This window comes from Micromonospora rhizosphaerae, from assembly GCF_900091465.1.
Classification (GTDB): domain Bacteria; phylum Actinomycetota; class Actinomycetes; order Mycobacteriales; family Micromonosporaceae; genus Micromonospora; species Micromonospora rhizosphaerae.
Window position 1 is genome coordinate 3156216 of sequence record NZ_FMHV01000002.1, and the last position, 19204, is coordinate 3175419.

General features: G+C 74.2%; 18 protein-coding genes and 1 riboswitch. Of the genes, 16 read left to right on the forward strand and 2 right to left on the reverse strand.

Translation table 11 applies throughout. The features are described from left to right. Positions 1 to 109: 109 nt before the first annotated feature. The 13 genes from GA0070624_RS15150 (at position 110) to GA0070624_RS15210 (ending at position 13910) form a co-directional block, all read left to right on the forward strand. A complete protein-coding gene (locus GA0070624_RS15150) occupies positions 110 to 1384 on the forward strand; it encodes an adenosylmethionine--8-amino-7-oxononanoate transaminase (protein WP_091341616.1) in 1275 nt (424 codons plus the stop codon). Positions 1385 to 1411: 27 nt separating this feature from the next. Beyond that, the gene (gene pyrF, locus GA0070624_RS15155) at positions 1412 to 2248 is read left to right on the forward strand and encodes an orotidine-5'-phosphate decarboxylase (RefSeq protein ID WP_091341619.1); all 837 of its coding nucleotides are present in this window, start codon (positions 1412 to 1414) and stop codon (positions 2246 to 2248) included. Between the two features lie 178 nt (positions 2249 to 2426). Then, entirely contained in the window at positions 2427 to 2744 is a 318-nt protein-coding gene (mihF, locus tag GA0070624_RS15160; protein WP_013285515.1) for an integration host factor, actinobacterial type, read from the forward strand. A gap of 25 nt (positions 2745 to 2769) precedes the next feature. Then, positions 2770 to 3303 carry a nucleoside/nucleotide kinase family protein gene (locus tag GA0070624_RS15165; RefSeq protein ID WP_091341621.1) on the forward strand — a complete coding sequence of 178 codons (534 nt, stop codon included), beginning with the start codon at positions 2770 to 2772 and terminating at the stop codon, positions 3301 to 3303. 45 nt (positions 3304 to 3348) lie between these two features. Then, the gene (gene rpoZ / locus GA0070624_RS15170; protein WP_091341624.1) at positions 3349 to 3615 is read left to right on the forward strand and encodes a DNA-directed RNA polymerase subunit omega; all 267 of its coding nucleotides are present in this window, start codon (positions 3349 to 3351) and stop codon (positions 3613 to 3615) included. A gap of 14 nt (positions 3616 to 3629) precedes the next feature. Next, positions 3630 to 4838 carry a bifunctional phosphopantothenoylcysteine decarboxylase/phosphopantothenate--cysteine ligase CoaBC gene (coaBC, locus tag GA0070624_RS15175; protein ID WP_091341626.1) on the forward strand — a complete coding sequence of 403 codons (1209 nt, stop codon included), beginning with the start codon at positions 3630 to 3632 and terminating at the stop codon, positions 4836 to 4838. A 99-nt stretch (positions 4839 to 4937) separates the two neighbouring features. Further along, complete coding sequence (gene metK, locus GA0070624_RS15180) at positions 4938 to 6128, forward strand: methionine adenosyltransferase (RefSeq protein ID WP_091341629.1); 1191 nt, start codon at positions 4938 to 4940, stop codon at positions 6126 to 6128. A gap of 59 nt (positions 6129 to 6187) precedes the next feature. Further along, positions 6188 to 8167, forward strand: a complete 1980-nt coding sequence (locus GA0070624_RS15185; RefSeq protein ID WP_245718796.1) for a primosomal protein N' — start codon at positions 6188 to 6190, stop codon at positions 8165 to 8167. Positions 8168 to 8378: 211 nt separating this feature from the next. Next, positions 8379 to 9362: an AAA family ATPase gene (locus tag GA0070624_RS15190; RefSeq protein WP_091341634.1), complete on the forward strand. Its 984-nt coding sequence runs from the start codon at positions 8379 to 8381 to the stop codon at positions 9360 to 9362. 93 nt (positions 9363 to 9455) lie between these two features. Further along, positions 9456 to 10751 carry a cytochrome P450 gene (locus GA0070624_RS15195; protein ID WP_091341636.1) on the forward strand — a complete coding sequence of 432 codons (1296 nt, stop codon included), beginning with the start codon at positions 9456 to 9458 and terminating at the stop codon, positions 10749 to 10751. Positions 10752 to 10793: 42 nt separating this feature from the next. Further along, positions 10794 to 11354 carry a peptide deformylase gene (def, locus tag GA0070624_RS15200; RefSeq protein WP_091341639.1) on the forward strand — a complete coding sequence of 187 codons (561 nt, stop codon included), beginning with the start codon at positions 10794 to 10796 and terminating at the stop codon, positions 11352 to 11354. A 4-nt stretch (positions 11355 to 11358) separates the two neighbouring features. Further along, positions 11359 to 12285 (forward strand): methionyl-tRNA formyltransferase, encoded by a 927-nt coding sequence (fmt, locus tag GA0070624_RS15205; protein WP_091341642.1) that lies wholly within the window; start codon positions 11359 to 11361, stop codon positions 12283 to 12285. Then, positions 12282 to 13910: an RsmB/NOP family class I SAM-dependent RNA methyltransferase gene (locus tag GA0070624_RS15210; protein ID WP_091341644.1), complete on the forward strand. Its 1629-nt coding sequence runs from the start codon at positions 12282 to 12284 to the stop codon at positions 13908 to 13910. Before fmt ends, GA0070624_RS15210 begins: the two co-directional genes overlap by 4 nt. Positions 13911 to 13966: 56 nt before the next feature. On the opposite strand, the gene GA0070624_RS15215 is transcribed toward GA0070624_RS15210, so the two are convergent. Together GA0070624_RS15215 and GA0070624_RS15220 are read right to left on the reverse strand one after the other, a co-directional pair. Then, positions 13967 to 14854 (reverse strand): septum formation family protein, encoded by an 888-nt coding sequence (locus tag GA0070624_RS15215; protein WP_091341646.1) that lies wholly within the window; start codon positions 14852 to 14854, stop codon positions 13967 to 13969. An 86-nt stretch (positions 14855 to 14940) separates the two neighbouring features. Continuing rightward, positions 14941 to 15825 (reverse strand): septum formation family protein, encoded by an 885-nt coding sequence (locus GA0070624_RS15220; RefSeq protein WP_091341648.1) that lies wholly within the window; start codon positions 15823 to 15825, stop codon positions 14941 to 14943. A 257-nt stretch (positions 15826 to 16082) separates the two neighbouring features. On the opposite strand from GA0070624_RS15220, the gene rpe reads away from it, so the two are divergent. The 3 genes from rpe (at position 16083) to ribD (ending at position 19203) form a co-directional block, all read left to right on the forward strand. After that, positions 16083 to 16763 carry a ribulose-phosphate 3-epimerase gene (gene rpe / locus GA0070624_RS15225; RefSeq protein WP_091341650.1) on the forward strand — a complete coding sequence of 227 codons (681 nt, stop codon included), beginning with the start codon at positions 16083 to 16085 and terminating at the stop codon, positions 16761 to 16763. Further along, complete coding sequence (locus GA0070624_RS15230) at positions 16729 to 17721, forward strand: response regulator (protein ID WP_176731701.1); 993 nt, start codon at positions 16729 to 16731, stop codon at positions 17719 to 17721. Before rpe ends, GA0070624_RS15230 begins: the two co-directional genes overlap by 35 nt. Before the next feature lie 80 nt (positions 17722 to 17801). Further along, a riboswitch (FMN riboswitch) is annotated at positions 17802 to 17973 on the forward strand. 168 nt (positions 17974 to 18141) lie between these two features. Next, complete coding sequence (ribD, locus tag GA0070624_RS15235) at positions 18142 to 19203, forward strand: bifunctional diaminohydroxyphosphoribosylaminopyrimidine deaminase/5-amino-6-(5-phosphoribosylamino)uracil reductase RibD (RefSeq protein WP_091341654.1); 1062 nt, start codon at positions 18142 to 18144, stop codon at positions 19201 to 19203. Position 19204 lies beyond the last annotated feature (1 nt).

Sequence of the window (19204 nt, forward strand, 5' to 3'; positions counted from 1 at the left end):
AGGGGGCGGGGCAGGTCGTCCAGCCGCCCGGTGCCCGGCGGCCCCAGCCCGGACTCGCCCTGGCGGGCCGGGTGAGCAGCACATCGCGCGAGGACACGAAGGAGGGCCCGTGACCCCCGAGGAAATCCTGGCCGTCGACCGGAGCCATGTCTGGCACCCGTACGCGGCGCTGCCCCCGGCCAGCCCGCCGTACGTGGTGGAGAGCGCCGAGGGCGTACGGCTGCGGCTGGCCGACGGGCGCGAGCTGGTGGACGGGATGTCCTCGTGGTGGGCGGCGATCCACGGCTACCGGCACCCGGTGCTGGACGCGGCCGTCACCGACCAGCTCGGCCGGATGAGCCACGTGATGTTCGGCGGGCTCACCCACGAGCCCGCGGTACGGCTGGCCGGCACGCTGGTGGAGCTGGCCCCCGACGGCCTGGAGCACGTCTTCCTGGCCGACTCCGGCTCGGTCAGCGTCGAGGTCGCGGTGAAGATGTGCCTGCAGTACCAGCGGGCCACCGGCCGCCCGGAGCGCCGCCGGCTCGGCACCTGGCGGGGCGGCTACCACGGCGACACCTTCCACCCGATGAGCGTCTGCGACCCGGAGGGCGGCATGCACCACCTCTGGGGCGACGTGCTGCCCCGGCAGGTCTTCGCGCCCGTGCCGCCCGGCGGCTTCGACACGCCGCCCGACCCGGCGTACGAGGCGGCCCTGGTCGACGCGGTCGAGCGGCACGCCCACGAGCTGGCGGCGGTGATCGTCGAGCCGGTGGTCCAGGGCGCCGGCGGGATGCGTTTCCACCACCCGCACTACCTTCGCGTGCTGCGCGAGGTGACCCGGGAGCACGGGGTCCTGCTGGTCTTCGACGAGATCGCCACCGGCTTCGGCCGGACCGGCACGATGTTCGCCGCGGAGCACGCCGGGGTCGCCCCCGACGTGCTCTGCGTCGGCAAGGCGCTGACCAGCGGCTACCTGACCCTGGCCGCGGCGCTCTGCACGGCGGAGATCGCCCGCGGCATCTCGGCGGACGGGGTGCTGGCGCACGGCCCCACCTTCATGGGCAACCCGCTGGCCTGCGCGGTCGCCAACGCCTCCCTCGGCCTGCTGCGGGCCGGCGACTGGGCCGCCGACGTGTCCAGGGTGGGCGCGGGCCTGCGGGCCGGCCTGGAGCCGCTGCGGGGCGCGCCCGGCGTGGCGGACGTGCGGGTGCTCGGCGCGATCGGCGTGGTGCAGCTCGACCACGAGGTGGACCTTCGCCGGGCCACCGCCGCCGCCGTGGAGCAGGGCGTATGGCTGCGCCCGTTCCGCGACCTGATCTACACCATGCCGCCGTACGTCACCGACGAGGCCGACGTGGCGCGGATCGTCACCGGGATCGAGGCGGCGGTCAAGGCCGGCTGAGCCGGCCACGAGGGAGAGGAAGAGACGATGGAGAGCTTCGGCGTCCGGCTGCACCGGGCCGTGGCGGAGCGGGGACCGCTCTGCGTGGGCATCGATCCCCATCCCGGGCTGCTGGGCCGGTGGGGGCTGTCCGACGACGTCCGGGGGCTCGACCGATTCGCCCGGATCGCGACGGAAGCCCTCGGTGACCGGGTTGCGGTGGTCAAGCCTCAGTCGGCCTTCTTCGAGCGGTTCGGATCCCGCGGTGTTGAAATTCTTGAGTCAACTATCCGACAGTTACGGTCCGCCGGAGCCCTTGTTCTGCTCGACGTCAAGCGCGGCGACATCGGCTCGACGGTCAGCGCGTACGCCTCCGCGTACCTCGATCCATCCAGCCCGCTGTATGTCGACGCGGTGACGGCCAGCCCCTATCTCGGGGTCGGATCGCTCGCGCCGATGTTCGAGCTGGCCGCCGCGCACGGCGGTGGCGTCTTCGTCCTCGCGCTCACCTCCAACCCGGAGGGAGCGGCCGTGCAGCGTGCCGTCGCCGCCGACGGGCGGACCGTCGCGCAGACCGTGATCGACGAGATTTCCCAGCTCAACAGGGGTGCGGAGCCGCTCGGCAGCTTCGGGCTGGTGGTCGGCGCGACGATCGGTGACACCGGCCACGACCTGTCCGCCGTGAACGGCCCGCTGCTCGCCCCGGGGCTCGGCGCGCAGGGCGCCACCGCCGCGGATCTGCGGACCGTCTTCGGCTCCAGCCTGCCGTCGGTGCTGCCCTCGTACTCCCGTGAGGTGCTGAACGCGGGGCCCGACGTGGCCGCGCTGCGGTCCGTCACGGAGCGGGCCCTGGCCGACTGCCGCGCGGTGCTGGCCGCCGCATGACAGTTGACAGTTCCGTCACTTTCCGTTGATCTTTGCGCGCCCACGTTGCCGAAAGCTCCGTTGACCGCTAGTTTTCCCCGCGCTGGGAACCACTGACCCCTTTGGTTGCCAGCGACACCACGTTTCACAGATGCGGCGGTGCGCCCCGCCCGTCGCGATAGGGACCTGAGGAGAACTGGTGCCGCTCCCGTCACTGACCCCCGAGCAGCGCGCTGCCGCGCTGGAGAAGGCCGCGGAGATCCGCAAGGCCCGTGCTGAGCTGAAGGAGCAGCTCAAGCAGGGCAAGACCACCCTCGCCACCGTCCTCGAGCGGGCCGAGTCCGACGACGTCGTGGGCAAGCTGAAGGTTTCGGCCGTCCTGCAGGCGATGCCCGGCATCGGCAAGATCCGGGCCACCCAGATCATGGAGAAGCTCAAGATCGCCGACAGCCGTCGCCTGCGCGGCCTGGGCGAGCAGCAGCGCAAGGCTCTGCTTGGAGAGTTTGCCGCCAACTGAACGCCGCACCGTGTAGAAACAAGCGGTGACCACGGATGACGAGGCGCGCCCGGCGGCTCGGCTCACTGTCCTGGCCGGACCTTCCGGTGCCGGTAGGGAGAGTGTCGTCGAGTTGGTCCGGGCGCGTTTCGCATCCGCCTGGGTGCCCGTGCCGGCCACCACCCGGCCGCCCCGGCCAGGTGAGGTGCACGGCGTCGACCGGATCTTCCTCGCCCCGGCCGAGTTCGACCGGCTGGTCGAGGCCGGCGAGCTGCTGGAGTGGAGCCGGACCGGGCCGTACCGGCGCGGCATCCCGCGCGAGGGGATCCGGTCCCGGCTGGCGGCCGGCCAGCCGGTGCTGCTCCCGCTCGACCTGCCCGGCGCGCTCGCCGTCCGGGCCGTCGTGCCGGACGCGCAGCTGGTGCTCCTCGCCCCGCCGGGGTACCGACCGGACCCGGCCACCGCGGCCGCCTTCGCACACGCCGTGACCCACGACCGCACCGAGCGGGCGGCCGACGAACTGGTAGGCTTGCTCGGTTCGTCCTTCCTGGCTCCGGCCCGACCGCCCGCGAGCGGTTGAGAGACCACCGCCCCCGGGCGGTGCCCAAGACGCAGAGGTTATTTCGTGGGATCCATCGCCACCAACCCCGAAGGCATCACCAACCCGCCGATCGACGAGCTCCTCGAGAAGACGGACTCGAAGTACGCGCTGGTGATCTTCGCCGCCAAGCGTGCGCGTCAGGTCAACGCCTACTACAGCCAGCTCGGTGAGGGCCTGCTCGAGTACGTCGGCCCGCTGGTGGAGACCACCCCGCAGGAGAAGCCGCTCTCGATCGCCATGCGTGAGATCAACGCGGGCCTGCTCACCGCCGAGCCGACCGACCAGCCGTAATCCCGCCCGCGTCGATGTCCGCCGAGATCGTCCTCGGGGTCGGCGGTGGCATTGCCGCCTACAAGGCGTGTGAGCTGCTCCGGCTCTTCACCGAGTCGGGCCACCGGGTGCGCGTCGTGCCGACCGCGTCGGCGCTCCGCTTCGTCGGGGCGCCGACCTGGGCCGCGCTCTCCGGCCAGCCGGTCGCCGACGACGTCTGGTCCGACGTGCACGAGGTGCCGCACGTCCGCCTCGGCCAGCACGCCGACCTGGTGGTGGTCGTGCCGGCCACGGCCGACCTGCTCGCCAAGGCCGCCCACGGGCTCGCCGACGACCTGCTCACCAACACCCTGCTGACCGCCCGCTGCCCGGTGGTGCTCGCCCCGGCGATGCACACGGAGATGTGGGAGCACCCGGCCACGGTCGCCAACGTGGCGACCCTGCGGGCCCGGGGCGTCCGGGTGATCGAGCCGGCCGTCGGCCGGCTCACCGGCGCCGACACCGGCAAGGGCCGGCTGCCCGAGCCGGCGGAGATCTTCGCGGTGGCCCGCCGTGCCCTCGCCCGGGGCGTCACCGCCCCGGCCGACCTGGCCGGCCGGCACGTCGTGGTCACCGCCGGCGGCACCCGCGAGCCGCTCGACCCGGTCCGGTTCCTCGGCAACCGTTCGTCCGGCAAGCAGGGGTACGCCTTCGCCCGCGCGGCCGTCGCCCGGGGCGCCCGGGTCACCCTGATCTCGGCCAACGTCTCGCTCGCCGACCCGGCCGGCGTCGACCTGATCCGGGTCGGCACCACCGAGGAGATGCGCAAGGCCACCCTGGAGGCGGCCGCCGACGCGGACGCCGTGGTGATGGCCGCCGCTCCCGCCGATTTCCGTCCCGCGACCTACGCGCCTGGCAAAATCAAGAAGGCGGACGACGGCAGCGCACCGACGATCGAACTGGTCACCAACCCGGACATCGCCGCCGAGCTGGGCCGACGCCGCCGACCGGAACAGGTGCTGGTGGTGTTCGCCGCCGAGACCGGCGACGCCGAGGCCAACGGCCGGGCCAAGCTCGCCCGTAAGCGGGCGGATCTCATCGTGATCAACGAGGTCGACACGGACAAGGTTTTCGGCGCCGAGACCAACGCGGCGACCGTCATCGGCGCGGACGGCTCGGTCAGCCGGATGCCCGAGCAGCCCAAGGAAGACCTCGCCGACGGCGTGTGGGACCTCGTGGTGGCCCGGCTGGCCGCCCGGTCCTGAACACTGGTCACCTTCGCGTTCCCTGAGTCACCCTGAAGTACGGTGACTAAACTGCCGCGGAGCCACCTTTCAAAGAGTTTTCAAGTGCTTAGGAGTGCCGTGACACGTCTCTTCACGTCCGAATCGGTCACGGAAGGCCATCCGGACAAGATCGCCGACCAGATCAGCGACGGCATTCTCGACGCCCTGCTGGCCGAGGACCCGCGCAGCCGTGTCGCGGTGGAAACCCTGATCACCACGGGCCAGGTGCACATCGCTGGCGAGGTCACGACCAAGGCGTACGCCGACATCCCGACCATCGTCCGCAGGACCATCCTCGACATCGGGTACGACTCGTCGAAGAAGGGCTTCGACGGCGCCTCCTGCGGGGTCAGCGTCTCCATCGGCTCGCAGTCGGCGGACATCGCCCAGGGCGTGGACAACGCCTTCGAGCTGCGTACCGGCTCGTCGGAGAGCGCGCTGGACGCGCAGGGCGCCGGCGACCAGGGCATGATGTTCGGCTTCGCCTGCTCGGAGACGCCGGAGCTGATGCCGCTGCCGATCGCGCTCGCGCACCGGCTGGCCCGCCGGCTCGCCGCGGTCCGCAAGGATGGCACGGTTCCCTACCTGCGGCCCGACGGCAAGACCCAGGTGACCATCGAGTACGACGGGCTGCGCCCGGTGCGGCTCGACACCGTGGTGGTCTCCAGTCAGCACGCCGCCGACATCTCGCTGGAGTCGCTGCTCACGCCGGACGTCCGAGAGCACGTCATCGCCCCCGAGTTGGAGAGCCTCGGCCTGGATATCGAGGGCTACCGGCTGCTGGTCAACCCGACCGGGCGGTTCGAGATCGGTGGGCCGATGGGCGACGCCGGCCTCACCGGCCGGAAGATCATCGTCGACACCTACGGCGGGTACGCCCGGCACGGTGGCGGCGCGTTCTCCGGCAAGGACCCGTCCAAGGTGGACCGCTCGGCCGCGTACGCGATGCGCTGGGTGGCCAAGAACGTGGTCGCCGCCGGCCTGGCCGAGCGCTGCGAGGCGCAGGTCGCGTACGCGATCGGCAAGGCCCACCCGGTCAGCCTCTTCATCGAGACCTTCGGCACCGAGACCGTGCCGGTCAGCTCGATCGAGAAGGCCGTCGCCGAGGTCTTCGACCTGCGCCCGGCCGCGATCATCCGGGACCTCAACCTGCTCCGCCCGATCTACCAGCAGACCGCCGCGTACGGCCACTTCGGCCGCGAGCTGCCGGATCTGACCTGGGAGAGCACCGACCGGGCCGCCGACCTCAAGTCGGCCGCGGGAGCCTGACCGGCACCAGGCGCAGCGACCGGCGACCGGCACCGGGGTCGCCGGTCGCTCGCGTCTGCGTGGACGTGCCCCTGACCCACCTGGACCGCCCCTTCGACTACCTGGTCCCCGCCGAGCTGGACGCCGCGGCCGTCCCCGGGGTCCGGGTGAAGGTGCGCTTCGCCGGCCAGCTGGTCGACGGCTGGCTGCTGGAGCGGGCCGACGACTCGGGGCACACCGGCAAGCTGGCGTACCTGGAGCGGGTGGTCTCGCCCGAGCCGGTGCTCGCGCCGGAGATCGCCCGGCTGGCCCGGGCGGTCGCCGACCGGTACGCCGGCAGCCTCGCCGACGTGCTCCGCCTCGCCGTCCCGCCCCGGCACGCCCGGGTCGAGAAGGAGCCACGCGGCGATTCCGACGAGCCGCCCATGCCCGGGGAGCCGGGCGGCGGCGTCGACCCGCGCGGCGACTCCGACGAGCCGCCCACGGCCGGGGAGCGGGGCGCCGACGTCGACCCGCGCGGCTGGCGGGACTACCCGGCCGGGCCGGCCTTCCTGCGGGCGCTCGGCGACGGCCGGACGCCCCGCGCGGTCTGGTCGGCGCTCCCCGGGGAGGACTGGGCCGCCCGGTACGCCGACGCCGTCGCCGCCACCGTCGCCGGCGGCCGGGGCGCGGTCGTGGTGGTGGCCGACGCCCGGGACCTGGACCGGCTGGACGCCGCACTGACCGGAACGCTGGGCCCGGGGCGGCACGTCTGCCTCTCCGCCGCGCTCGGCCCGGCCCGGCGCTACCGCGCCTTCCTCGCCGCCCGGCGCGGGGAGGTGCCCGTGGTGATCGGCACCCGGGCCGCCATGTTCGCCCCGGTCGAGCGGCTCGGCCTGCTGGCGATCTGGGACGACGGGGACGACCTGCACGCCGAGCCCCGGGCGCCGTACCCACACGCCCGGGAGGTGCTGCTCACCCGGGCCCAGCTCGGCGCGGCCGGCGCCCTGGTCGGCGGGTACACCCGCACCGCCGAGGCGCAGCTGCTGGTGGAGACCGGCTGGGCCCGGGAGGTGGTCGCCGACCGGGCGACCGTGCGGGCGCGTACCCCGGCGATCGCGCCGACCGGTGACGACCCGCAACTGGCCCGCGACCCCGGCGCGGCCACGGCCCGGCTGCCCAGCCTGGCCTGGACCACCGCCCGGGACGCCCTGCGGGCCGACGCCCCGGTGCTGGTGCAGGTGCCCCGCCGCGGTTACCTGCCCTCGGTGGCCTGCGCCGAGTGCCGGACCCCGGCCCGCTGCCCGCACTGCGCCGGCCCGCTCGCGCTGCCCTCCGCAGAAGGCGTGCCCGCCTGCCGCTGGTGCGGCCGGGTCGCCGCCGCGTACGCCTGCCCGGAATGCGGCGGGCGGCGGCTGCGGGCCGCGGTGACCGGCGCCCGGCGGACCGCGGAGGAGCTGGGCCGCGCCTTCCCCGGCGTGCCGGTGCGCACCTCGGGTCGGGAGGAGGTGCTCGCCACGGTGCCCGGCGGGGCCGGCCTGGTGATAGCCACGCCCGGCGCCGAGCCGGTCGCGGAGGGGGGGTACGGCGCGGTGCTGCTGCTCGACTCGTGGGCGCTGCTCACCCGGGCCGACCTGCGGGCCGGCGAGGAGGCGCTGCGCCGGTGGCTGACCGCAGCCGCGCTGGCCCGCCCCGGCTCGGCCGGTGGCCGGGTGGTGGTGGTCGCCGACGGCGCCCTCGCCCCGGTGCAGGCGCTGCTGCGCTGGGACGCGGCCTGGTTCGCCGCCCGGGAACTGGCCGAGCGGCGGGAGTTGGGCTTCCCGCCGGCGGTCCGGATGGCCAGCGTCACCGGCCCGGCCGAGGCGGTGGCCGACCTGCTCGCCGGGGCCCGGCTGCCGGACGGCGCCGAGGTGCTCGGGCCGGTCCCGGCGGACGAGGGACGGGAGCGGATGCTGGTCCGGGTGCCGCGCGCCCGGGCGGCCGCGCTCGCCGAGGCGCTGCACGCGGCCGCCGGGCAGCGCAGCGCCCGCAAGGCCGCCGACCCGGTCCGCCTCCAGGTCGACCCGCTGAGCCTGTTCTGACCGGCGGCGTGCCGGGCAGCCCGAGGAGGGCTACGAGGTGGTCACGCCTCGACCCCGCCGTCGCACCGCGCGTCCGGCAAATCGCAGGTGGGTGCGTGATAGCATCGCCCGTCATGCCCGAGTGCGCGGATGGCGCGACGATGACGGGAGGGCGTCGATCCGACGCCGTATCGATGCTGTCAATCAGCCGGTGATCAGGGGTGGACCAGTCGTGACCGTTCGGAAATCGATCGTCTTCAACGGTGACCTCGGCAGTGGCAAGAGCACCGTCTCGGTCGAGATCGCCAAGCGGCTGGGCCTGCGTCGGGTCAGCGTCGGCGACCTCTACCGCCAGATGGCGCAGGAGCGGCAGATGACCGCGCTCCAGCTCAACCTGCACGCCGAGCTGGACCAGGCCGTCGACGGCTACGTCGACCAGCTCCAGCGAAACATCGCCGCCTCCGGCGAGAACCTGGTCATGGACTCCCGGCTGGCCTGGCACTTCTTCACCGACGCGCTCAAGGTGCACATGATCACCGAGCCGACCGAGGCGGCCCGGCGGGTGCTGGCCCGTCCGTCCGGCCCGGCCGAGAGCTACACCTCGCTGGAGGAGGCGAAGGCCAAGCTGCACGAGCGCAGCGAGAGCGAGCGGGGCCGCTTCATCGTCCGGTACGGCGTCGACAAGGCGCGGCTGCGCAACTACGACCTGATCTGCGACACCACCCGGGCCACCCCGGAGCAGGTGATCGAGCACATCGTCGACGTGTACGAGGGGCGGCTCGGCGCCGACGTGGTGTGCGACGCCCCGCCGCTGCTGCTGCTCGACCCGGCCCGGGTCTACCCGACCGAGGACATCGCCACGCTGCGTGGCCTGTGGGACTCCGACTTCGTGGGCGAGGTCGCCACCGCCGGCGACGAGGCGCTCGAACCGCTGAGGATCGGCTACACGGGGGAGTACTTCTTCGTCGTCGACGGGCACCGCCGGCTCAGCGCCGCCATCCAGAGCGGCTTCCCGCTGGTGCCGGCCCGGCTGGTCGCCGAGGTGGAGGAGCCGGTGGTCGGCGGGATGAGCGCGGTCGACTACTTCGCCGCCCAGGTCCGCCCCAGCACGATCCACGACTGGGAGGCGGCCCACGGCATCCAGCTGCCGCTGCCGGAGCACGCCCTGCTGCATGGCGGCGCGGTGCTGGCCGGGGAGCCGGGCGCCGGCGGCTGAGCCGTCATCCGCGGCGACCCCGGGCTGGCGGGGACCGCCGGATCGGGGCGGCCGGGGCATGATGAAGGCTTCCGATGTCTTGGGAGGCCGAGCATGGACCCTGCCGACGCCCTCGCGCTGCTCCTGTCGCCACCGGGACGGGTGAACCCCTATCCCACCTACGAGCGGCTGCGCGCCCACGGGCCGGTGGTCCAGGCCGGGCCGATGCTCTACCTGGTCACCGGCTATGCCGAGGCCGACGAGATCCTCCGCGACCCCCGGTTCGGGGTGCTGGACGACGAACTGCGCGACCAGTTCCTGCCCGGCTGGCGGGAGAGCCCCGCCGTCGCCTCGATCTCCCGCTCGATGCTGCGCACCAATCCGCCCGACCACAGCCGGATGCGGCGGCTCGCGGCCGGCGCCTTCACCCCGCGCCGGATCGCCGCCATGCGGGACGTGGTGGCCGCCCAGGCCGACGAACTCATCGACGGGATGCTGGAGCGGGGTCGCGACGGTGCGCCCGTCGACTTCATGGCCGAGTTCGCGTACCCGCTGCCGGTCGGGGTGATCTGCGCGCTGCTCGGCGTACCGGCGGCGGACCGGCCGCTGTTCCGGCGCTGGGCGACCGACCTCACCGGGGTGCTGGAGCCGGAGATCACCCCGGCGGAGCTGGCCGTCGCCGACCGGGGCGCCGACGAGCTGCGCGACTACTTCGCCGAGCTGGTCGAGGCCCGCCGGCGCGTGCCGGCGGACGACCTGACCACGGCGCTGGTGCAGGTGCACGACGCCGACGGCGAGCGGCTCTCCGGCGACGAGTTGCTGGCCAACCTGGTGATCTTGCTGGTGGCCGGCTTCGAGACGACCACCAACCTGCTCGGCAACGGCCTCGTCGTGCTGCTCGACCATCCGCGCGAGGCCGACGCGCTGCGCGGGCATCCCGAGTTCGCCCCCGGGTACGTCGACGAGCTGCTGCGCTACGACTCGCCGGTCCAGCTCACCACCCGGATGAGCACCGCCCCGGCCGCCTACGGCGGGGTCGACCTGCCCGCCGGCAGCTGGCTGATCCTGCTGCTGGGCGCCGCGAACCGGGACCCCCGGCGGTACCCGGAGCCGGAGCGGTTCGACCCCTGGCGTCCGCAGATCCATCCGCTCTCCTTCGGCGCCGGGCCGCACTACTGCCTCGGCGCCGGGCTGGCCCGCCTGGAGGCCCACGTCGCCGTCCCGCTGCTGCTGCGCCGGCTGCCCGGGCTGGCCCTGGCGGGCGAGCCGGAGCGCCGGGTCCGGCTGACCCTGCGCGGCTACGCCACCCTGCCGCTCACCGTGGGTGAGGGAGCCACCCCGCCGGTCGCGGTGGCCGGCGAAACCGCCGATCGCGGTACGCCGGCCGGGGCGACTCCGGTGACTCCGTAGACTGGTACGGCACCACTCGCCCCAGCTAAGGAGCCACCCCGCGTGACCGTCCAGCCCATCCGTCTGTTCGGCGATCCGGTGCTGCGCACGCCGGCCGATCCGGTGGTCGACTTCGACGCCGAGTTGCGCAAGCTGGTCGCCGACCTGACCGACACGATGCGCGAGCAGAGCGGTGCCGGTCTGGCCGCGCCGCAGCTCGGGGTGGGCCTGCGGGTGTTCACCTTCGACGTCGACGACGTCCTCGGCCACCTGGTCAACCCGGTGCTCGAGTTCCCGGACTCCGAGGAGCAGGACGGCCCGGAGGGGTGCCTCTCCATCCCCGGGCTCTACTTCGACACCAAGCGCCGGCAGAATGTCATCGCCAAGGGCTTCAACGGCTACGGGGATCCGGTGCAGATCGTCGGGACCGGGCTGATGGCCCGCTGCGTCCAGCACGAGACCGACCACCTCGACGGGGTGCTCTTCGTCGACCGGCTCGACCCGGCCGGCCGCAAGGCGGCGATGAAGGCGATCCGCCAGGCGGAGTGGTACGACCCGGCCGCCCCGCCGACGGTCAAGCTCAGCCCGCACGCCTCCGGCAGCCCGTTCGGCCTGGGCGGGTGAGCCCGTGCGCCTGATCTTCGCCGGCACCCCGGCCGTCGCCGTCCCCGCCCTGGACGCCATCGCCGCGTCCCGCCACGAGCTGCTCGCCGTGGTCACCCGTCCCGACGCGCCCGCCGGTCGCGGTCGTGGCCTGGTCCGCTCGCCCGTGGGCGCCTGGGCGGACGCGCACGGCGTCGAGGTGCTCACCCCGGCCCGGCCCCGCGAGCCCGAGTTCCTGGACCGGCTCCGGGAGCTGGCCCCGGACTGCGTGCCGGTCGTCGCGTACGGCGCGCTGGTGCCGCCGGAAGCCCTTGAGATCCCCCCGTACGGCTGGATCAACCTGCACTTCTCGCTGCTGCCCGCGTGGCGCGGGGCCGCTCCGGTGCAGCACGCCGTGCTGCACGGCGACGAGCTGACCGGGGCCAGCGTGTTCCAGCTCGAAGCGGGGCTGGACACCGGCCCGGTGTTCGGCACGGTGACCGACGAGATCCGCCCGTCCGACACCTCCGGGGACCTGCTGGAGCGGCTCGCCCACGCCGGCGCCGGCCTGCTGGTGGCCGTCCTCGACGCGATCGAGGCCGGCACCGCGCGGGCCGAGCCGCAGCCCGCCGACGGGGTGTCACTGGCCCCGAAGCTGACCGTCGAGGACGCCCGGGTGCGCTGGACCGATCCGGCCTTCGCGGTGGACCGGCGGATCCGCGCCTGTACCCCGGCCCCCGGCCCCTGGACAACCTTCCGCGGCGACCGGGTCAAGCTCGGCCCGGTCGGCCCCGTGGCCAACGGTCCCGAGCTGAAGCCGGGTGAGCTGCTGGTGGAGAGGTCCCGGGTGCTGGCCGGCACGGCCACGGTCCCGGTCCAGCTCGGCGAGGTCCGGGCGGCCGGCAAGAAGGCCATGTCGGCGAGCGACTGGGCGCGCGGCGCCCGGGTCGCCGCCGGGGAGCAGTTCTCGTGACGGGCCCCGCCGAGCGGCCCGCCGGTCCGCCCCGGGGCGAGCGCTCCGATGCCGGGCGCGGCGAGGGCGCGCGGTCGTCCGGCGCCGACGGAGGCCGCTCTGGAGGCGGCGAGCGCCCCCGGGCCGACCGGTCCGGCGCGGGCGGCCGGGGCGTCGGGGGTGAGCGCGGTGAGCGGTTCCCCCGCGGCGAGCGCCCCCGAGCCGGCCAGCGCGGTGAGCGCCCCGCCCGTGGCGGGCAGCGGGGCGGCGCCCGTCGCCCGGGCCGCCCGGCGGTGGACCTGCCGCGGCAGGTGGCCTACCGGGCGATCGCGGCGGTGCACCGGGACGACGCGTACGCCAACCTGGTGCTGCCGATCATGCTGCGCGAGGAGGGGCTGATCGGCCGGGACGCCGCCTTCGCCACCGAGCTGACCTACGGCACGCTGCGCCACACCGGCACCCTGGACGCGATCATCACCGACGCGGCCGGGCGGGACGTGCAGCGGATCGACCCGCCGGTCCGCGACGCGCTGCGCCTCGGCGTGTACCAGCTGCTGCACACCCGGGTGCCGGCGCACGCGGCGGTCTCCTCGACCGTCGACCTGGTGCGCTCGGTCGGCCCGGGCGCCACCGGGTTCGCCAACGCGGTGCTCCGCGAGGTGGCCACCCGGGACGCCGACGCCTGGGTGGCGAAGCTCGCCCCGTCGATGGACGTCGACCCGGTCGGGCACCTGGCGCTGGCGTACAGCCATCCGCAGTGGATCGTGCGAGCCTTCGCCGAGGCGCTCGGCGGCGATCTGGGCGAGACGACCCGGCTGCTCATCGAGGACAACGAACGCCCACCGGTGCACCTCTGCGCCCGCCCGGGCCTGGCCGACCCGGTGGAGTTGGCCGACGAGGTGGGTGGCGCCCCCGGCGCCTTCTCCCCGTACGCCGTCTACCTGCCCGGCGGCGCGCCGGGCGAGCTGCGGGCGGTGACCGAGGGCCGGGCGCACGTCCAGGACGAGGGCTCCCAACTGGTGGCGAACGCCCTGGCGGTCGCGCCGCTGGACGGCCCGGACGGTCGCTGGCTCGACCTCTGCGCCGGTCCCGGCGGCAAGACGGGCCTGCTCGGCGCGCTCGCCGCGCAGCGGGGCGCCCGGGTGACCGCCGTCGAGGTGGCCGAGCACCGGGCCCGGCTGGTCGCCCAGGCCACCCGCAACCTGCCGGTCAACGTGCTGAACACCGACGGGCGGACGGTCGGCTCCGATCCGAAGCTGCCGGAGGAGCACTTCGACCGGGTGCTGGTCGACGCCCCCTGCACCGGTCTCGGCTCGCTGCGCCGCCGGCCGGAGTCGCGCTGGCGTCGTCAGCCCTCCGACCTGCCGCCGCTGACCCGGCTGCAGCGGGAGCTGCTCACCGCGGCGCTGCGGGCGGTCCGCCCCGGCGGCCTGGTCGCCTACGTCACCTGCTCCCCGCACACCGTGGAGACGCACGTGACGGTGACCGAGGCGTCCCGCCGGTGCGGTTTCCCGGTCGACTTCGTCGACGCCCGGCCGCTGCTGCCGGCCGGCATGCCAGGGCTCGGCGACGGGCCGACGGTGCAGCTCTGGCCGCACCGGCACGGCACGGACGCGATGTTCCTGGCGGTGCTGCGCCGGGGCTGAGCGCGGTCAGGTCAGCCAGCCGGGACCGGGGACGGGCCGGCCCGGGCCGGCCCGGCTCACCGGATCGGCAGGCCCTTGCTGCCCGCCCCCTTCAGCGAGCGGGTCAGCGTGCGGTCGTCCAGCCAGAGGAAGCACTGCACGCCCCGGTTGCCGTCCTTCCACTCCTCCTCCGAGGGGTGGTAGATGATCGTGCCGGAGCGGTACAGCATGTCGCCGTTGTTCGGCACCTTGACGTACTTCGCGATCAGCCCCCGGCAGGCCTTGTGCACGCGCAGCGCGGTGCGCTTGAACTCGGCGTAGCTGATGTCCGGCGCCTGGTAGACCCCGACGAACTCGGCGTGGTGCTTCGCGGTGCAGGAGACCGGCCGCATCTCCTCGATGTCGTCCTTGGAGAGCTTGGGGTTGAAGCAGCCGAGGGCCAGGGGGGAGCCTTCGGCCAGCGCGTTCTTCAGCGTGGCGGTGCGGGCGATGAGGCTGATGTCGTCCAGGCTGGCCACCTCGGAGACGTCGCAGCGGAACCAGCGGGCACCGCCCTTCCAGGCCAGCGGCGAGGGGAAGACGACGGCAACGACCAGTCGACCCGAGCGCCATTCGGCTCCCACCGCCTTGCTGACCTGCCGGTCGCACTCCGCGCGAGCCGTCCGCATTTCGTTCGAACCGGCGCGCGGGGGAGCGCTGCGGGCGGCGTCCTTGCCGGTCAGCGTCCCGACGTGCAGGGTCTCCGCCCGGTGCGACTGGGTGCACTCGACCGGGTTGTAACCGCTGAGGTAGCCGACGTCCTGGGCGGTGGGGTGGCAGACGCCGTTATCCGGCACGAAGCCCTTCGCCGCCCCGAAGGCCGGCCAGTCGTCGCCCAGGTCCCGGTCCACCCCCGCCGGCGCGCAGCCGGCGAGCGCCAGCGCCGCCGTCACGCCCACGGCGACCGCCGTCCACCATCGCCGCATCCGCCGACCTCCCCGCAGTCCGTGGTCGCGCCGACCGGCTCCGAGCGCCGGGTACGCCACGGCGCAGCAGCATACGGCACCGGAGGTCAGATTGCGGGGAGCCCCTGTGGGCCGACGCCGCGCATCGAGCGGGTCAGCCGCCGGTCGTCGCTCCACAGGAAACAGCGCACCCCCCGGTCGCCCTCCTCCCACTCCCGCCGCGACGGCGGATAGAAGATCGAGCCGGCCCGGTACGGCAGGTCGCTGTTGTTCGGCACGTTGGCGAAGGCCGCGATCAGGGCCATGCACCGCCGGTGCACCTGCTGGCTGGCCTTGGTGAACTGCACCCAGCTCAGGTCGCGTTCCACGTAGACACCGACGAACTCGGCCCGGTGCGGCTCGGTGCAGAGCACCGGCGCCATGTAGTTCAGGTTGTTGCCGATCAGCTTCGGGTCGAAGCAGCGGTGCACGAGCGAGTTGTCGCCGACCATCGAGCCCCGCAGGCTGCCGACCCGGTTGATCGCCCGGGTGCTGTCGACGCTGTCGGTCTCGCTGAGGTCGCACCGGTACCAGCGGGCGCCGGCGACCCAGGCGGTGACCGGGGGGAGCGCGATGTTGAGGTTGAGCCGCGCGGAGTGCCAGTCTCCGCCGATCACCTCCCGGGCCCGTTGATCGCACTCCGCCCGCGCGGTGCGCAGCGCGGCGGAGCCCGGTTCGGGGCGGGTGCCGCCCGCGGCCGGCCCGAAGGTGCCGACGTGCACGGCCTCGGCGAGGTGGCTGCGGGCGCAGTCCACCGTCTCGTACGTGCCGGCCGGTACGACGGCGGTGAGCCGGGGCAGGCAGGCGTCCGGAGCGGGCATGAACAGCCGGGGTGCCGGCAGGGCGGGCCAGTCGTCGATCAGGTCGCCGTCCGCCCGCTGCGGCTGGACGCAGCCGCCCAACACCACCGTCGCCGTGCCGGCCAGCGCCAGCGCCGAGAGCCACCGTCGCATCGTCCGCCCTTTCCGGGAGCTGACAGCCGGTCGCCGCGCCCGTGCGGCGTTCCCGCCACCGGGCGTGCAGCATAAGTGACCGTCCCCGATGGAGTGTTGCCGTCTTTCGGTCGATCGGCCAGTCGCAGATGTCTTTTCGTCCGGGATGTGGGCGGGGGAAGGGTTCCTGCTGCACCGCCGGTCACGGCCGGATCACCAGGAGTCCGTCTCGGTGCCGCGCTGCGGGCGGCGGGTGGCCACGTTCGTACACTGGCCCCGTGACCGTACCGCCGCCGATCGTCGCGCCCAGCATCCTGGCCGCCGATTTCGCCCGCCTCGCCGAAGAGGTCCGCGCCGTCGAGCACGCCGCCGACTGGTTGCACGTGGACGTCATGGACAACCACTTCGTGCCGAACCTGACCATCGGGCTGCCGGTGGTGCAGAGCCTGCGCGCCGCGACCGAGCTTCCCTTCGACGTGCACCTGATGATCGAGGACCCGCGCCGGTGGGCGCCCGGGTACGCCGACGCCGGGGCGTACAACGTCACCTTCCACGCCGAGGCGTGCGACGACCCGGTCGCGCTGGCCAAGGAACTCCGCTCGGCCGGGGCCAAGGCGGGGCTGGCGATCGACCGGGACACCCCGATCGAGCCGTACCTGGAGCTGCTGCCCAGCTTCGACACCCTGCTGATCATGACGATCAAGGCCGGCTTCGGCGGGCAGCGGTTCATCCCGCAACTGCTGGAGAAGGTGCGCACCGCCCGCCGGCACGTCGACAGCGGCCACCTCGAACTGCGCATCGAGGTGGACGGCGGGATCGCCGCCGACACCATCGAGCAGGCGGCCGCGGCCGGCGCGGACGCCTTCGTCGCCGGCACCGCCGTCTACGGCGCCGACGATCCGGCCGAGGCGGTACGCCGCCTGCGTGCGCTGGCGGAACGCGCGTTCCCCGGGGCCTGAGGTGGACCCGTCCGGCGAGCGACCCGACGTCATCCTGGTCGTCGACGACGACGAGGACATCGCGCGTTTCGTCGAGTTCAACCTGCGGCTGCACGGCTTCGAGGTGATCCACGCCAGCGACGGCCAGGAGGCGCTCGAGGTGATCGAGCGGCAACGACCGGACCTGGCCGTGGTCGACCTGATGATGCCGCGCATCGACGGCCTCGAGCTGACCCGCCGGCTGCGCGCCGATCCGATGACCTCCGCCCTGCCGGTGATCATGCTGACCGCCAAGGGGATGACCGTGGACAAGGTGCACGGCCTCAGCGCCGGCGCCGACGACTACCTGGTCAAGCCCTTCGACACCGCCGAACTGGTGGCCCGGGTCAGCTCGACCCTGCGGCGGAACAAGGAGTTCCGGGAGGTCTCCCCGCTGACCGGGCTGCCCGGCAACAGCCGGATCCGGCGGGAGATCAGCGACCGGGTCCGCAGCGGGGTGGACTACGCCGTCGGCTACGTCGACATCGACCGGTTCAAGAGCGTCAACGACCGGTACGGCTTCGTCCGCGGCGACGAGTTCATCTCGGCGCTGGCCCGCAGCCTGCACCGGGCGGTGGTCTCCATCGGGCTGCCGCCGGCCTTCCTCGGCCACGTCGGCGGCGACGACTTCGTCATCGTCTGCACGCCCAGCCAGGTCCGGCCGCTGACCAGCCGGGCCGTGGTCGACTTCGAGAAGGCCGCGGACGCCCTCTACGACCCCACCGATCGGGAACGGGGCTTCGTCGAGCTGAAGGACCGCCGGGGCAACATCCGGCGGGCCGCCCTGGTCACCCTCTCCATCGGCGTCTCCCTCTCCGACTCGGGCAAGCGCTTCACCAACCCCCTCGAAGCGATCGCGGTGGCCTCGGAGATGAAGTCGGTCGCCAAGAGCCAGCCGGGGTCGTACGTGGCGGTCGACCGGCGGCGCGGGGTCACCTGAGGGAACCGGACATCTGTGAGCTAGGTCGCCTCCGTGGCGCCGCGGGCCGGTCCGCGTGTAAGACTTCCGGTGTACCCACCACGCGCTGGCGGGACTCGGTGTAATTCCGAACCGGCGGTGATCCACGGCCCGACCGTGGTAAGCCCGCGACCCGGTCGGCCCTGCCGCCCGGTGGACCTGGTGAGAATCCGGGGCCGACGGTTGGGAGCGGGCCAACCCACTCCCAGACAGTCCGGATGGGAGACAGCGCGCGGGACGGGGAGGCCCTGCCGGCCGCTGACGCCTCAGCCGCCGTGTGGGCTTCCCGGGGTCGGCTCCGCCGTCCCCGGATCTCCGCCGCCGCCTGCCTGCGGCATATGTGCCGATGCCTCCCAGCCCCGCCCGCGCCCGGACCGGCGAGTGAGAGGGCAGGGGCAGGCGATGGCGAGCGTCTCCATCGACGAGGCGATGCGTCGCGCGATCGCGCTGGCCGCCCGGGGGCTCGGCACCACCAGCCCCAACCCGGTGGTCGGCTGCGTGCTGCTGGATGCGGACGGCGAGGTCGTCGGTGAGGGCTTCCACGCGTACGCCGGCGGGCCGCACGCCGAGATCGTCGCGCTCGCCCAGGCCGGCGAGCGGGCCCGCGGCGGCACCGCCGTGGTCACCCTGGAACCCTGCGATCACACGGGCCGCACCGGCCCCTGCAGCCTCGCGCTGATCCAGGCCGGGGTCGCCCGGGTGGTGGTCGCGGTCCCCGATCCCAACCCGGTCGCCTCCGGCGGCGCCGCCACCCTGCGCGACGCCGGCGTCCAGGTCGAGTTCGGGGTACGCGCCGACGAGGCCGAGGCCGGCAACATCGCCTGGCTGACCTCGATGCGCCGCGGCTGGCCGTACGTGATCTGGAAGTACGCGGCCACGCTCGACGGGCGCTCCGCCGCGGCCGACGGCACCAGCATGTGGATCACCTCCGAGGCGGCCCGGATCGACGTGCACGCGCTGCGCGGCACGGTCGACGCGGTGATCGTCGGGGTGGGCACCGTGCTCGCCGACGACCCCCGGCTGACCGCCCGTAACCTGCGCGACGGCACGCTGGCCATCCGGCAGCCGCTGCGGGTGGTGGTGGACAGCTCGGGGCGTACCCCGGCGGTGGCCCGGGTCCGCGACGGCGCCGCTCGGACCTGGATCGCCACCGCCAAGGAGGTCGGGGCCGGCCCGGACGGCCGGGTCGACCTGCCGGCGCTGCTCGCGGAGCTGCACCACCGGGGCGTGCGGGCGGCCCTGCTGGAGGGCGGCCCCCAGCTGGCCGGCGCGTTCCTCGCCGCCGGGCTGGTCGACAAGGTCGTCGGGTACGTCGCGCCGAAGCTGCTCGGCGCCGGCCCGACCGCGCTGCTCGACGCCGGCGTGACCACCATCGCCGACGCCATCGATCTGGAGATCACCGACGTTACGCAGGTCGGCCCCGACCTGCGGATTACCGCGCTGCCCCGGAAGAGGGAGGCCTGAC

Coding starts and splice junctions, on each gene's coding strand:
- pyrF (WP_091341619.1), top strand. CDS start 1,412: ATGGAGAGCTTCGGCGTCCGGCTGCACCGGGCCGTGGCGGAGCGGGGA.
- coaBC (WP_091341626.1), top strand. CDS start 3,630: ATGTCCGCCGAGATCGTCCTCGGGGTCGGCGGTGGCATTGCCGCCTAC.
- GA0070624_RS15195 (WP_091341636.1), top strand. CDS start 9,456: ATGGACCCTGCCGACGCCCTCGCGCTGCTCCTGTCGCCACCGGGACGG.
- GA0070624_RS15215 (WP_091341646.1), bottom strand. CDS start 14,854: ATGCGGCGATGGTGGACGGCGGTCGCCGTGGGCGTGACGGCGGCGCTG.
- GA0070624_RS15220 (WP_091341648.1), bottom strand. CDS start 15,825: ATGCGACGGTGGCTCTCGGCGCTGGCGCTGGCCGGCACGGCGACGGTG.
- ribD (WP_091341654.1), top strand. CDS start 18,142: ATGGCGAGCGTCTCCATCGACGAGGCGATGCGTCGCGCGATCGCGCTG.